The sequence below is a fragment of the Actinoplanes regularis genome (assembly GCF_900188005.1).
Lineage (GTDB): Bacteria > Actinomycetota > Actinomycetes > Mycobacteriales > Micromonosporaceae > Actinoplanes > Actinoplanes regularis.
The window spans coordinates 175,543-189,407 of the sequence record NZ_FZNR01000001.1; the positions used below are offsets into that span (position 1 = coordinate 175,543).

Below are 13,865 nucleotides of genomic sequence, written 5' to 3' on the forward strand. Positions count from 1 at the left end.
CGATGCCGCTGGCGCTGCTCGTCGTCACCGTCGCGCTGTCGCTCTCGGCGACCCTGGCGCCGATCGTGATCCGCCAGATCAAGAGCACCCAGAGCTACGACCAGCGCGGGGCCGCGCTCGACGCCGCCCAGGCGGGCCTGGACGTGATGATGGCGCGCGTGCGCGCCGCGTCGGACGAGGAGCAGAACGGCCACCTGGAGAACCTGCCGCCCTGCACGATGACCGGTGCGGTCGACACGACCGGCGGCGGCGTGAAGTCGACGTACCAGGTCACGGTCATCTACCGCGACCAGAACGGCAAGGAGATGGGTGGCTGCGTCGTCAACGACGTACCCACCACCGCGACCCTCACGTCAGCCGGCAGCAGCGGGGCGACCACGCGGACCCTGACCGCCACCTACGTCTTCTCGACCAGCAACACCAACATCCCGGGTGGCCAGATCAAGATCGCTACCTCGAGCGTCAAGGACCAGAACAACAATCTGGTCGACCAGTGCCTCGACGCCGGATCCGCGGCGAGCCCCGCGGCCGGAACCCCGGTCACCTCGCAGCAGTGCAACGGCAGCAGCCAGCAGCAGTTCGGCTACACCTCCGACCTGTACCTCAAACTGATCTACTCGGAGTCGTCCACCGCGCCGCTGGGCATGTGCCTGTTCGCCAACTCCACCCGGGTCAGCGGCACCACCCCGGTGGTCTTCCAGGCCTGCCCGACCGTCCGGACCACGACCTACCAGTGGGCCCTGGACGGCAGCAGCGTCTTCCACGCCACCACCTCGGCCAGCAAGTCCGACGGCAGCTTCTGCATGAACCTCAAGACCCCGGGTTCCGTCACGGACCGGGCGGTGGTCCTCGCCGGGTGCGGCGCCACCGCCACCAAGAACATCTGGCGTTCCGCTCCGGGCGTCGGCTCGGGCATGGCCGGTGACGCCACCAACCAGCTGGTCAACTACAAGCAGTTCAGTCGTTGCCTGGACGTGACGGACAAGTCGACCGGCTCGACGTACATGATCGCCTGGTTCTGCAAGCAGGACCCGGGCGCCCTCGTCGACTTCAACCAGCAGTGGGTCCACCCCGTGCCGGTGCTGCCGGCGATCTCCGCCACCGGACCGATCATCGTCAACAACAGCACCGCCAACAGCAACGCCAACAACGGCTCCGCCAACAACAACTACTGCTTGAGGTCGCCGGGCACCCCCACCTCGATCTCCTGGGTCACGGTGGTGTCGTGCAAGGACGCCGCGACCCAGGGCCAGCCGGCGCTGACCTGGACCGTTTACCACGACACCGGCGACTACGGCACCAGCTACCGGATCATGGACTTCAAGGGGAACTGCCTGCAGCCCACCGAGCAGGGCACCGGCATCAGCGGCGACTTCCACGGCGACGGCACCAGCAAGGTCAAGATCGCCAAGTGCACCACCGAGGACATCCAGAAGTGGAACGCGCCGGCGAACATCAACCAGCCGACGCCGATCACCAACCTGGCCGAGAAGTAGGCGGTCAGTCCATTCGCAGGCTGCCGGCCGGGCCCGACCAGTGGAAGGCCAGCAGCCTGCGCACCGACCGGGAGGCGCCGACCACCCGCAGCCGGTGCTTGCCGTCCGCGGCCGAGGCGAGCAGGATCCGGGCGGCGGCCGAGTCGGCGAACCGCAGGTCGCTGAGGTCCAGGGTCACCGGCGCCCGGTCCGTCGCGGTGTCCTCGACCAGGTGCTCCACCATCGCGCGCAGCGCCTGCCGGTTGGAGAGGTCGGCCTCGCCCGCCAGCCGCAGGCCGAGCTTTCCGGTACGCACCGCGTGCAACAGCGGCACCCGGGACGGATCGGTGTACCGGGTGATCGTGGCCGGGTGCGAACGGGTGACCCGGCACAGATCCGGTTCGCTGAACAGACGGCGGTCGTAGAGGCAGACGCCCGTCGTGTAGCCGTCCACGCAGATCCGGTTGACCCGGGCCTCGTACCAGGAGAGCTGGTCGATGCCGGTGTGCCGGAGGGCCCAGGACATGTCACCGATGCCACGCATGCCGCGGTAGCCGGCCGCGCGGGCCGTCTCGACCTCGCCCTGCCAGGCCGCGAGGCTCGCCTCCGGGTCGAAGACCCCGTCCGACAGGTAGGCCGCCTCCGCCCCGGCGACCGATAGCTGCCCACTGTCCAGCGCGGCCGTGATGTCCAGGCCCTGACCGGCGAGCACCCCCGGCAGGCGGCCGGCACCCGGCCCGCAGTACAGGATCCGGTGATATTGACGCAGTCCGGCCCGGATGAACGCCGCCACGCCACGGGCCCACACCGGCTCGTCGTCGAAAACGAGGCAGGCGTGATCACCTGGACCCAAATAGTCGAGCAGACTGGCCTCGGCCATCGTGTCCCCTCGGTGCCGTAACCCCCGTGACGTTTGTTGGGCCTCACCGTAACCAGGCCGACACGCCCGTACCATCGCTGAATCGGGTGCGCCCATGGTGGCCGCAGACCTTTGGAGGACAGATGACCGTGACCGACCCGCTCGAACTGCTCGACATCGCCGGGCTGTTGAGCGACGAGGAACGGCAGATCCAGGAGACGGTCGCCCGCTTCGTCGCCGACCGGGTCCGGCCGCACGTCGCGGACTGGTTCGAGGCCGGCACCTTCCCCCGCGAACTCGCCCTCGAGCTGGGCAAACTCGGTGTTCTCGGGATGCACCTGGACGGGTACGGATGCGCCGGGACCAGCGCGGTGGCGTACGGCCTGGCCTGCCTCGAGCTGGAGGCCGGCGACTCGGGCCTGCGCAGCTTCGTCTCGGTGCAGGGCTCCCTGGCGATGTTCTCGATCTGGAAGTACGGCTCGGAGCAGCAGAAGCTCGAGTGGCTACCCCGGATGGCGGCCGGCGAGGCGATCGGCTGCTTCGGCCTGACCGAGCCGGACTTCGGCAGCGACCCGGCCAACATGCGCACCCGCGCGGTCCGGGATGGCGACGACTGGATCCTCACCGGCACCAAGATGTGGATCACCAACGGCAGCATCGCGGACATCGCCACCGTCTGGGCCCAGACCGAGGACGGCGTGCGCGGCTTCCTCGTGCCGAAGGGCACTCCCGGGTTCACCACCCGCACCATCAAGCAGAAGCTGTCCCTGCGCGCGTCGATCACCGGCGAGCTGATCCTGGACGAGGTCCGCCTGCCCGACTCCGCCCGCCTGCCCGGCGCCCGCAGCCTCGGCGCCCCGCTGAGCTGCCTGAACGAGGCCCGGTTCGGCATCATCTTCGGCGCCACCGGCGCGGGCCGGGACTGTCTGCGCACCGCGCTCGACTACGCGAACACCCGGGTCCAGTTCGACCGGCCGATCGCCGCGTTCCAGCTCACCCAGGAGAAGCTGGCGAACATGGCGGTCGACCTGAACACGGCCGCGCTGCTCGCCGTACATCTGGGCCGTTTGAAGGACGCCGGCACGCTCAAGCCGCACCAGGTCAGCGTCGGCAAGCTCAACAACGTCCGCAAGGCCCTGGCGATCGCCCGGGAGTGCCGCACCATCCTCGGCGCCAGCGGCGTCACGCTCGAGTACTCCCCGCTGCGCCACGCCAACAACCTGGAGTCCGTGCTGACCTACGAGGGCACCTCCGAGATCCACACCCTGGTGATCGGCCAGGCCCTGACCGGGCATCCCGCCTACCGCTGACCCCGGGCGGCGGCGATCGCCAGCAGCTCCGACGCGGCGGCCGTCGGCGCGCGGCCGACCCAGAGCGCGTGCAGCGGGCGGGACAGCGCGAGGCCGTCGACCCGCAGCTGGACCAGGTCGCCCGCGGCGACGGCGGCGCCGGCGGCCCGGGCGCTGACCACACCGACGCCGCCGCCGGCACGGACGGTGGCGAGGATGGTCGTGGTCGAGCCGAGGCTGATGGCGTGCGGCAGCGTCGGCGCGAAGCCGAGCGCCTGCTCGAGCGCGCTCAGGAAGGTGTCCCGCGTGCCGGAGCCCGCCTCCCGCAGCAGCAGCGTCTGGTCGACCAGGTCGGTGGGCCGCAGGCTGCGCCAGGCCTGCGCGGCGAGCGGATAGCCGGCGGCGACCACCAGCTCGAGCCGGTCTTCGCCGATGACGCGGGAGCTCAGGTCGGCGGGGATGTCGGGCGACTCGACGAACCCCAGGTCTGCCGCGCCGGACCGGACGGCTTCGACGACGCCCCGGCTGTTCGCGACACCGGCCGCGATGTCCAGGCCGGGATGGGCCCGGCGCAGGCTGAGCAGCCAGCCCGGCAGCAGGTACTCGGCCACGGTCAGGCTCGCCGAGATGCGCAGCCGCACCTCACGGTCGGCGCGCAGGGTCAGCACCCCGTCGGCGAGGGTCTGCGCGGCGTTGACGACGTCGTGCGACCAGGCGACGACCGCCTCACCCGCGGGAGTGAGGAGGCTCCCGCGCCGGGAGCGCACCAGCAGCGGAACGCCCAGCCGGCGCTCCAGTTTCGCCAGCCGCTCGCTGGCGCTGGGCTGGGTGATCCCGTGCACCTGCGCGGCACGCCCGACGCTGCCCGTCTCGGCGACCGAGAGCAGCAGGTCGAGCGCCGGCAGGTCGTTCATCCAGGGCGGCAGTGGCATCGGGCGCAGTCTGTCACAGGTACGGCGGGTTCCGGCCCGTTCCCGATCCACCTCACCGGCCGACCAGGTACTGCAGGCCCAGGCTGGTCAGGCTGACCGCGCCCCAGAGGATCAGGCCGAGCAGCAGCGGCCGGGCGCCGGCACGGCGTACGGCGGCCGTGTCGGTCGACAGACCCACCCCGGCGAGGGCGATCGCGACGAACAGCAGCGCCACGTGATGCAGCGCGACCTGCGCGGCGCCGGGGATCAACCCGGTGGTGTTCAGCGCGGCCACGGCGAGGAAGCCGACCAGGAACCAGGGGACAAGGGAGGCCGCGAGACGGACCTTCGAGCTCTCGCCCAGTCCCTCGCGGCGGCGGGTCAGGACGGTCAGGACGAGGACGATCGGAATGATCATCAGGGCGCGGGCGAGCTTGACGACGACGGCGTACCGGACGGCGTCGTCACCGTAGGCACCCGCGGCGGCCACCACCGAGCTGGTGTCGTTGACAGCCGTGCCCGCGAACAGTCCGAACGCGTGCATACTCAGCCCGAGCGCGTGCCCGAGCGGCGGGAAGACCAGCACGGCGACCACGTTGAACAGGAAGATCGTCGAGATCGCGTACGCCACATCGTTGCTCTTCGCCCGCAGCGCGGGGGTCGTCGCCGCGATCGCCGAGGCGCCGCAGACACCGGTGCCGACAGCGATCAGCGTGCGCAGGTCGCCCGGGACCCCGAGCCAGCGGCCGACCGGCCAGGCCAGCAGCAGGCAGACACCGAGCGTGCCCAGCATGACCGGCAGCGACCCGGCACCGACCGACAGCACCTCGCCGAGCGACAGCTGAGCGCCGAGCAGCACCACGGAGAGCTGCAGGATCGGCCCCTTGGCCAGGTCCACCCCCGGCCGCAGGAGATCGGGGCGCCGCCGGGCCAGCGGACTCAACAGCACCCCGGCGATCACGGCGAAGACCGGCGCCCCGAGCACCGGGATCCGGGTCCCGACGGCGGTCGCGGCCAGCCCGAGCACGACGGCCACGCCGAGCCCGACGGCCTGGGGCGGCACGCGGCGACGGCTGGGAACCTCAGCGAGAACGATCACGACTTCAGGCTTCGCCCGAACGGCCTCTCCCGGTAGCGGCCATTCCCCCACCACTCTCATAGACAACGCCTATGACAGTGGTGCCAGCCCGTGGGTCAGGATGTGCTGGTGATCGAAGAGCATCGTCTTTCCGGTGGCTACGACGGTGGCGCGGTACGGGTGGGCGACACCGTCCGCCGCGTTTCCGGGCCCTGGACGCCGGCCGTGCACGCCCTGCTACGGCATCTGGAAGAGGTGGGCTTCGACCGAGCGCCCCGGGCACTGGGCCTCGACGACCAGGGCCGGGAGGTGCTCTCCTTCCTGCCCGGCGCAGTCGTCGGAGCGGCGCGGCCGTGGCCGGGTTGGGTGCATGGCGACGACGCGTTACGTCAGGTCGCCCACTGGCTGCGTGACTTCCACACCGCGGTCGCCGGCTTCGTGCCCGCCGCCGACGCGATCTGGCGCGAACGAGCGGAATGGCGACCGGGACTGATCATCGGCCACAACGACGCGGCCCCGTACAACGCGGCCTGGCTCGATGATCGTCTGGTCGGGTTCTTCGACTGGGATTTCGCCGGGCCCGTCACGGTCGAGTGGGACCTGGCCTTCACCGCCTTCGGCTGGGTGCCTCTGCACGCCCGCCAGGTGGTGGCGGCGGAGGGCTTCACGGCTTTCGCCGACCGACCGCGCCGGCTGCGGTTGTTCCTGGACTCGTACGGCTGGGGCGGCACCATCGGCGATTTCATCCCGATCGTCCAGCAACGGGTGCTCGCGTCGGCCGAGGGCATCCGACGGGCCGCGGCCGGCGGTGACCCCACCTTCGCGCGGATGATCGAGCACGGCGTCGACACGACCCTGGAGACCGCCGTGAACGAACTGGCCGACTTCCCCGCAGTCTGACCCCAGCCCGTTCCTACAGCTCGATCGGCCCGATCCCCCAGCGGGTGAGCCACGACCGGTCGTTGAGCCCGGCCGTCTCCAGGACCCGCGCCCGCTTCTGCTGAACGGGCTGCGCCACCGGCTTCTCCCGCAGCGGCAGATACCGGCCGTCGCGCAGGTCGTAGAGCCGCACCGAACTGTCCCGTCCGCCGAGGGCGAGGTGACGACCGTCCGGGGCGAACCGGAGATAGCGGGCGTTGCCGCCGTCGCGGAGGACGTGCAGTACCTCACCGTCGCGTCCGCCACGGATCTGGATCGGACCGGTGCCCGCGACGGTGGCGAACATCCGGCCCGGCCCGATCAGGATCCGGCTCGCGGGTTCCGGGTCGGCGGGAAGTCGCAGGCAGGCACGCCCGGTCGTGACGTCGTAGAGCCGGATCCGGCCGGTGGAGTCGAGCACGGCCAGCGCTCGACCGTCGTGAGTGGAGTGCAGCTCGACGATGTCGCCGCCGGTTGGCAGATCGTTCATCCGGTTGCCGGAGGCGAGTGAGAAGAGCCGGATCCGGCCGTCGGGGAGGGTAGAGGCCACCCAGCCGGCCTCGGCGTGGACGGCGATCCGCCGCGGCGATGCCCCGAGCCCTTCGACGACGGTCCGCCGTCTGCCGGTGCTCACCTCCCAGATCCGCAACGTGCCGTCCTGGCCCGTGCTCAGCACCTTCGTACCGTCCGGGCTGAAGCTGACCCGGGACACGGCGCCGGTGTGGCCGCTGAGGGTCCGTATCCGCTCGCCGCCGCGCAGGTTCCAGAGATTGATCCGGAAGTCTCTGGTCACGGCGGCCAGCAGCGGTCTGGTCGGGTGACACGCGACCGCGTTGCCCGAGGCGTCGATCCGGGACCGTTGCCGCCCGTCGGTGACGTTCCAGACGCTGATCGCGTCGTCTCGACCGGTGACGGCCAGCGCGGTGCCGTGCAACCCGAGGACGCAGTGCGCCGAAGACAGCATCGTGCAGGGCAGCCGGTGGCGCATCCGACGGCTGGCGACGTCCCAGACCCGGATCAGCCCGCCAGGACCGGCGGCGACCAGGGTGCCGCTGTCCGGGCTGAACATCAGCCGGGGCAGGGCGCCGTACTTCGGCGCGGGTTTGGGATTCGTCGCTCTCGCCCTGGGTGCGCCGGCGGGTTTGAGCGGGACAGGTTTGGACACAGCGGGTTTGAGCGGCACGGGTTTGGACACGGCGGGTTTGAGCGCCACCGGGTTGACCGCGGCGGGCCTGACCGGCGACGCGGCAGGTTTGCGGGCCGCCCACCGGTTCCGGCCGATGACGATGTCCGCGGCGCTACCGGTCGCGAGATTCGCCGGCTTGGGGAAGTCCTTGGCGGACAGGACATCTCGCAGCCTGCGGTAGACGGTGTCGATGGTCAGCATCTCCGGCCCGCCGTCCACGCCGTCACGCAGCAGCCGGATCAGCTCACCACTGAACGCGGTGTACGTCTGCCCCACCGGCGCTTCCGCCTTGACGGTCTCGCTGGTAGCGGTGAGGACGTAGATCCCGTCGTCGGCGGCCGCGGTGTGCAGGGCCCGGCCGCTGAAACAGCAGTCCAGGATCACGATCCTGTGCTGGGCCGGACTCTTGTTCAGCAGCTCCCGCACGGACTCGAACCGCAGCGCGCTGACCGCCAGAGCGTCCCGATCCGTATCGGTCATGCTCAGACAGAGACCGGAGCGATCATCGATCTCGCCGTGCCCCGCGAAGTAGAACAGCAGCGTATCGGTGGCGGCCTTGGCCTGCTCCTGGAGAACCCGGTAGACCTCCACCATGCCGATCGGATCCAGGATGGTCCGGCAGCGGGTGTCGGGGACGATGCCGTGGCGCGGGTCGGTGAACAGCGTCTTCAGCTGGTTGACGTTGTTCCAGACCCCGGGCAGGTCCGGCAGGTCGGCGGCCCGGTACCGGCTGGTGCCGATGATGACGACATTGGACCGCCGCGGATCGGGGAGCCGCACCTCGCTATGACCTCCGTCGTGCTCGCTGCCCACCGGCCTGCCGCCCGGGCCGCTGCTCGTGCTGGGCGGCGAGTCGGGCCAGGTCCGCGGCGAGCCTGCGGTAGTCGTCGGACCCGGTGATGTCGATCGGGTGCGAAGCCCCGTCCGCCGCCGCCACGTTGATCGTGATCGAGCGACGCCGCTGCATGGCGAACGTGATCAGGGACTGGGCCAGTGCGACCAGCACACCGGAGACCGCCGCTTCGGCCACCTTCACCACGAATTCCGCGGCGCTTCCCATCTTTCCCGCCGCCACCGGCGCGGCCTCCCGCTGCAGGCTGCCCCGCAACGCACGCTCGCTGGTCAGCCAACGGCCCAGGGTCGCCGCCTCGCCAGAATCGTCATCCACGGCAAGTCTCAATTCCACGCGGTGAATGCTAAATCACCCGCGATGATCGAAAAGCGCCCCTTAGCATCCGGAGGAATTACAAATTCATCCGAATGCGTTCGACCGAACGGCCGATTTTCCCGCAGTCAGAGACGACCTTCTCTACGCGCTTTTCGTTCCATCCGGGTCTGGTACCAGCGGCGGCCCTGCTCGCCGCAGTTCGCCCCGATCGAATCACGCAGCCGGCCGGTCTCCTGGTTCAACCGGTCCAGGTCCTGCCTGTAGCGGTCACGGTAGGTTCGCACCACATCCCGGTCGACGTGCAGCGCGTCCAGGGCCTGCCGCATCGCGGGGACACCCCGGCCGCCCCGGGCCTGCTCCGTCTCGATCGCGCGGTGGGTGGCGCGGATGGTCTCGCTGATCGCCTGCTCGGTCGAGCGGGCACCGTCGAGTGACGCCTTCGCCAGATCGGCGGTCTGCCATGACTTCTCATGCAGGGCGCGGAGCTCGGCGAAGTCGAGGGCGCCCTGCCCCTGGCGCAGCCGCGCGGCGATCCGTCGCTCCTGCTCGAGCACCAGGGCACGCAGCCGCTGCTGTTCGGCTTCGCGCGCCGCGCCCAGGGCGCGCTTGAGGACGGCCTGGGTCTGCGCCTTGCTGAGTCCCACTGCCCGGTTCGGCGCCGGCCCGGCCGGCGGTCCGGACTTGCGGGCCGGTTTGCTCCGCTGTTTCGTCGCCGGCCGGTGCGGCTGATAGCCGACGGCGGGTCCGCCCCTCGGCCTCGTGGGCCCTTGGACGGACCGTTGGTTCCCCCGGTTGACCCAGGCCGCCAGGGCCACACAGATCCCGATCAGTACGAGCAGTGACAGGCAGGTCATCCGCGGCTCTGCTTTCCCCCGCCCATCGGGCGCTGCGGCAGGCAGAGGGCGTCGAGGACGGCGACCGTGCCGTCCTGCTGCCGGGTCACGACGGCGGCCATGGCCTGGGACAGGGCCGGCACGGTCAACGCCGCGATCTCGGCGAACCGGGAACGCCCCCGCATCATCCGGGTGGCCTCACTCATCGCCTTGCCGATGTCGCTCCGGGCCTTCTCGGCCAGGCGCAACCGCTGCCGGGCCAGGGCGAAGGACTGCTGATCGCGGCGCCGCCGGTCGGCCAGGCGGGCCATCTCCGCCTGCAACGCGCTGTCGATCCGGTGCATCTCGGTCGCGAATCGGCGGTCGGCCTCGTGCCGGCGGACGGCACCCTCCACCTTGATCGCGCACAACGCGGCGTCGAAGTCCCGTTCGAGGCGGCTCAGCTCGATCTCGCCGCGCCGGACGTCGGCTCGTTCGGCGGCTGCGATCTCGGCCTTCTTGGCCTGGTACATCCGCCGGGAGTGCCGATCGGCGGCGGTCGCCTGCTGCCGCATGCCGGTCATGGCCCGCTCGTGCTGTTGCCGGTCCCGGGCCGCCGTCGCCTTGATGCGTTCCGCCTCGACGCGAGAGGCCATCACTTTCGCGACCAGTCCGGAAAGGCCGAGCAAAGGCTCGATGGCGCCGGCGAATTCCACCACCGTCACGGTGAAGGACGGCGCACCGCCGTCATATCTGACCAACTCAGTGCGCATTGATCAACTCCAGGACTCGCCGCACCGGAAACAGAAGTCCAAGAATGGTCGGAGCGCGCCGCCGGAGAAATGGACCGCGACGCCAGAACAAATTGCCCGAGCGAGCTAATCCGCAGCGGGGACGTCGCACACCGGCTCATCGCCGGTGTGCGAGGCCCCCTGCCACCGTCGCCGGTCCGCGGATCTCAGCAGACCTTGCTGGTCGATCCGCCCGTGGAGTTGAGGAAGCCGGTGACGTGCGTACAGTGCGCGGCGGTGTCCGCCGCCGGACCCCACAGCTCCGACCGGGTGGTGTTGTTCAGCACCGCGCGGCCGTAGTCCGAACCGCTGTCGTCGTGGTTGACGACATAGACCTCCAGGTCCCAATTCGAGTGTGCGTTGCGGTACTGCTCCCAGACATAGATGTAGGCGTAGTTGTTGCCGCAGCCGTAGTACTGCTTCACCGAGGCCGCCTCGACGCCGCTCACGGTCAGCACCCGGGTCGTGCCGATCTGGTGCACGCTGCCGCACCCGGCCGGCGTGCTCGCCAGCGCCGGGGTGCTGTTGACCAGCGTCACGCCGGCCGTCGCGGCGAGCACTGCCGCACCGGTGGCGGCCATACGCAGAAGAGACATGGGTGTGGTTCCTTTCATCACAAGCCCGCTTGGACTCTCGACTGCGGATCTTTCTAACCACCGGAATGATTGATTTCGACCAGGTCGGCCGGGAATCAATCAACGCGGAACAGTCGAGCGGCGACGACGGGAAACCACGGTGAGATGCCAGGTCAGACGGGAGACGCGGGAGCGCACAGGTCGAGCAGATAGCTGCTCGCGTCCGTGGTGCGCTTGATCGACGGGACCGTCTCCGGACGGAAGATCCGTCGCCTGCCGCTGGCGGAGGGCTTGAGCCGCACAATGCTCCGCACCAGCCACGATCGTGCCGTCGGGCGCCGCAACGCCGCTTGCACCTCGTCCTCGACATACCCGTCGGCGACGCTGACCCGGCCTCGGAATCGGACCCATCCCCCGGCGTCCGGCGGCGAATCCGGATGCGAGGTGCCGACATGGATCGGGACGCCGTCGACCTCCAGAACCCACCCGCCGAGCGGGCAGGACCGGAGGAACGGCAGCACGATGCCGGTGAGCAGCAGTTCGGTGGGCTCGACAGCCGATCCGGGCAGAGCCACCACGGGCTGTCGGGGATCCTCGTCGGAGGCGGGAGACCAACTGTCACCGTAGGTCTCCAGCGACAATGTGGCCCGGCTTCCCGCCTCGGCCCGGAAATCCGAACTCCCGACGAGATCAGGGGTCACGAGGACTCCTGGGAGCGTCATGGCGTTCTGCGGCAACACGGCTTCAAGCTAGCCGGGAAGCCCGCATCCCGGAACGATTTTGCGATCCGGTGGCCGGTGATGCCTGCGCGACCAGCAGGAGCAGCCCACCGCAGCTCGCGACCAGAGCCCATCCCGGCCGCGTCGCCACCGCCAGGCCCCCCACGGCCGGCTCCGCGACCAGGCCACCGGCCAGCGCGATCCCGAGCGCCGCGCCGACCTGCCGCGCGGTCGACGCGATCCCGCCGGCTACCCCGGACCGCGCCGGCGGCAGCCCGCTGACCGCGGTGTTGGTGATCGGCGCGTTCGCGAAACCCACCCCGATCCCGGCGAACAGGTACGCCACCAGCAGCACCGCCATCGCGGTCCGGTCACCGAGCCCGACCAGCAGGACTCCACCGGCCGCGATGCTCGCCCCCGCCAGCCGCAGCGGCAGACGCGGGCCCACCCGGCCCACCAGATATCCGGAGATCGGCGCGCAGACCGTGGCCGCGATCGCCATCGGCAGCGTGACCGCGCCGGCCGCGACCGGGCTCAGGCCCCGCACCTGTTGCAGGTAGAGCGTGCCGAGCAGCAACGTGACGTTAAGCGCCAGGAAGACCACCACCGCGCCGCCCACCGCCGCGGTGAACGGCAGCCGCCGGAACAGCGACAGCTCCATCAACGGCTCGGCCCGGGTCGCCTGCACGCGGACGAAGATGAGGGCGGCGGCGACGATCACGACGTACGCCCCGATCGACCACCCGGACCACCAGCCCACCCGCGGCCCCTCGATGAGCACCGCGACCACCGCCGCCACCAGGATGCTCAGCAATACCTGACCGGGCGGATCCAGGCGCCGGGGCCGCGGCGACCGCGACTCCGGCACATAGGCCGCGCTCAGCGCCAGGACGATCCCGATGATCGGCAGGTTGGCCCAGAACACCGCCCGCCACCCCGGCCCGGAGATCAGCACTCCGCTGAGCACCGGCCCGGCCGCCATGCTGAGCCCGAACACCGCCGCCCAGATCCCGACGGCCTGCGCACGCTCCCGCGGATCCGTGATCGCACTCACCACGATGGCCAGCGCGACCGGGCTGAGCATCGACCCGCCCACGCCCTGGAGCACTCGGGCCACGACCAGCGCCGGCAGGTCCGGCGCGAGCGCGCACCCCACCGAGCCCAGCGCGAACAGCATCAGCCCGATCCGGAAGACCCGACGCCGGCCGATCCGATCGGCCAGCGCGCCCGAGGTGATCAACAGGCTGGCCAGCACCAGGGTGTAGGCGTCGACGGTCCATTCCAGTTCCGGTACGCCGAGCCGCAGCTCCCGTCCGATCGACGGCAGCGCCACGTTGACCGCCGTCGTGTCCACCCCGACCAGAAAGATGCTGGTGCAGCAGATCGCCAGCACCCACCACCGATGTGTCTTCTCATTCACGACCGGAATGCTCGCCGGACCGGCCCCGCGCCATCCAGCGAACTTGCGAAGGCTGCAAACTGCTTCCATGGATCTCGCACTGGCGCAGTTGCTCGACGGCATCGGCCCCCGTCTGCGCCGCATCCGTCAGGACCGCGGTCTCACCCTGGAGGACCTTGGCACCGCAACCGGGCTGTCGGTCAGCACCCTCTCGCGCCTGGAGTCCGGCAAGCGGCGGCCCACGCTCGACCTGCTGATCCCGCTGGCCCGTACGCACCGCATGGCCCTGGAGCACCTGATCGGCGCCCCGCCCACCGGCGACCCCCGCGTCCATCTGACTCCGCACCGCACCGAACCCCGGACCGGCAATCCCAGCGTGGTGGTCCCGCTGACCGCGTACCCCGGCCGTCTCCAGGTCTTCAAGCAGATCCTCGGCCCCAGCCCCGGGCCGCCCCGGCAGGTGACCCATCCCGGACACGCCTGGTTCTACGTCCTGTCCGGGGACGTACGCCTGCTGCTCAGCGACCGTGAGCTGCTGCTACATCCCGGCGACACCGCCGACTTCGACACCGCCGAACCGCACTGGTTCGGCCCGGCCACCGACCGCCCCACGGAGATCCTGCACCTGTACGGCCCGCACGGCGACCGGCCTCCGCCAGGCTGACGCGGCGCCGGGTCGTTCATC

14 protein-coding genes are annotated in these 13,865 nt (G+C 70.6%); 4 read left to right on the forward strand and 10 right to left on the reverse strand.

The features are described 5' to 3' along the window. Positions 1-2: 2 nt before the first annotated feature. On the forward strand, positions 3-1,496 hold the full coding sequence (locus tag CHC09_RS00760; protein WP_089290983.1) for a ricin-type beta-trefoil lectin domain protein: 1,494 nt from the start codon (positions 3-5) through the stop codon (positions 1,494-1,496). Between the two features lie 4 nt (positions 1,497-1,500). On the opposite strand, the gene CHC09_RS00765 is transcribed toward CHC09_RS00760, so the two are convergent. Then, on the reverse strand, positions 1,501-2,355 hold the full coding sequence (locus CHC09_RS00765) for an MEDS domain-containing protein (protein ID WP_179276904.1): 855 nt from the start codon (positions 2,353-2,355) through the stop codon (positions 1,501-1,503). A 122-nt stretch (positions 2,356-2,477) separates the two neighbouring features. Here CHC09_RS00765 and CHC09_RS00770 point away from each other — a divergent pair, with 122 nt between their 5' ends. Next, positions 2,478-3,644, forward strand: a complete 1,167-nt coding sequence (locus CHC09_RS00770; RefSeq protein WP_089290985.1) for an acyl-CoA dehydrogenase family protein — start codon at positions 2,478-2,480, stop codon at positions 3,642-3,644. Here CHC09_RS00770 and CHC09_RS00775 read toward each other — a convergent pair. Together CHC09_RS00775 and CHC09_RS00780 are read right to left on the reverse strand one after the other, a co-directional pair. Then, entirely contained in the window at positions 3,635-4,555 is a 921-nt protein-coding gene (locus CHC09_RS00775) for a LysR substrate-binding domain-containing protein (protein WP_089290986.1), read from the reverse strand. The two genes, CHC09_RS00770 and CHC09_RS00775, sit on opposite strands and share 10 nt — an antisense overlap. Before the next feature lie 52 nt (positions 4,556-4,607). Continuing rightward, positions 4,608-5,633 (reverse strand): YeiH family protein, encoded by a 1,026-nt coding sequence (locus CHC09_RS00780; RefSeq protein ID WP_239138113.1) that lies wholly within the window; start codon positions 5,631-5,633, stop codon positions 4,608-4,610. Between the two features lie 108 nt (positions 5,634-5,741). On the opposite strand from CHC09_RS00780, the gene CHC09_RS00785 reads away from it, so the two are divergent. Then, positions 5,742-6,512, forward strand: coding sequence for a phosphotransferase (locus CHC09_RS00785; RefSeq protein ID WP_239138112.1), 771 nt, complete (start codon positions 5,742-5,744; stop codon positions 6,510-6,512). A 13-nt stretch (positions 6,513-6,525) separates the two neighbouring features. On the opposite strand, the gene CHC09_RS00790 is transcribed toward CHC09_RS00785, so the two are convergent. The 7 genes from CHC09_RS00790 to CHC09_RS00820 form a co-directional block, all read right to left on the reverse strand. Then, entirely contained in the window at positions 6,526-8,496 is a 1,971-nt protein-coding gene (locus tag CHC09_RS00790; protein ID WP_179276905.1) for a caspase, EACC1-associated type, read from the reverse strand. A 4-nt stretch (positions 8,497-8,500) separates the two neighbouring features. After that, a complete protein-coding gene (locus CHC09_RS00795; RefSeq protein WP_089290989.1) occupies positions 8,501-8,884 on the reverse strand; it encodes an effector-associated constant component EACC1 in 384 nt (127 codons plus the stop codon). A gap of 125 nt (positions 8,885-9,009) precedes the next feature. Beyond that, on the reverse strand, positions 9,010-9,528 hold the full coding sequence (locus CHC09_RS00800; protein ID WP_143232168.1) for a hypothetical protein: 519 nt from the start codon (positions 9,526-9,528) through the stop codon (positions 9,010-9,012). Positions 9,529-9,734: 206 nt separating this feature from the next. Beyond that, on the reverse strand, positions 9,735-10,469 hold the full coding sequence (locus CHC09_RS00805; RefSeq protein ID WP_089290991.1) for a hypothetical protein: 735 nt from the start codon (positions 10,467-10,469) through the stop codon (positions 9,735-9,737). Between the two features lie 185 nt (positions 10,470-10,654). Then, on the reverse strand, positions 10,655-11,083 hold the full coding sequence (locus tag CHC09_RS00810; RefSeq protein ID WP_143232169.1) for a hypothetical protein: 429 nt from the start codon (positions 11,081-11,083) through the stop codon (positions 10,655-10,657). A gap of 152 nt (positions 11,084-11,235) precedes the next feature. After that, the gene (locus tag CHC09_RS00815; protein WP_143232170.1) at positions 11,236-11,763 is read right to left on the reverse strand and encodes a hypothetical protein; all 528 of its coding nucleotides are present in this window, start codon (positions 11,761-11,763) and stop codon (positions 11,236-11,238) included. A gap of 43 nt (positions 11,764-11,806) precedes the next feature. Further along, positions 11,807-13,201 carry an MFS transporter gene (locus CHC09_RS00820; RefSeq protein WP_239138111.1) on the reverse strand — a complete coding sequence of 465 codons (1,395 nt, stop codon included), beginning with the start codon at positions 13,199-13,201 and terminating at the stop codon, positions 11,807-11,809. Between the two features lie 67 nt (positions 13,202-13,268). On the opposite strand from CHC09_RS00820, the gene CHC09_RS00825 reads away from it, so the two are divergent. Continuing rightward, positions 13,269-13,844, forward strand: coding sequence for a helix-turn-helix transcriptional regulator (locus CHC09_RS00825; protein WP_089290995.1), 576 nt, complete (start codon positions 13,269-13,271; stop codon positions 13,842-13,844). Positions 13,845-13,865 lie beyond the last annotated feature (21 nt).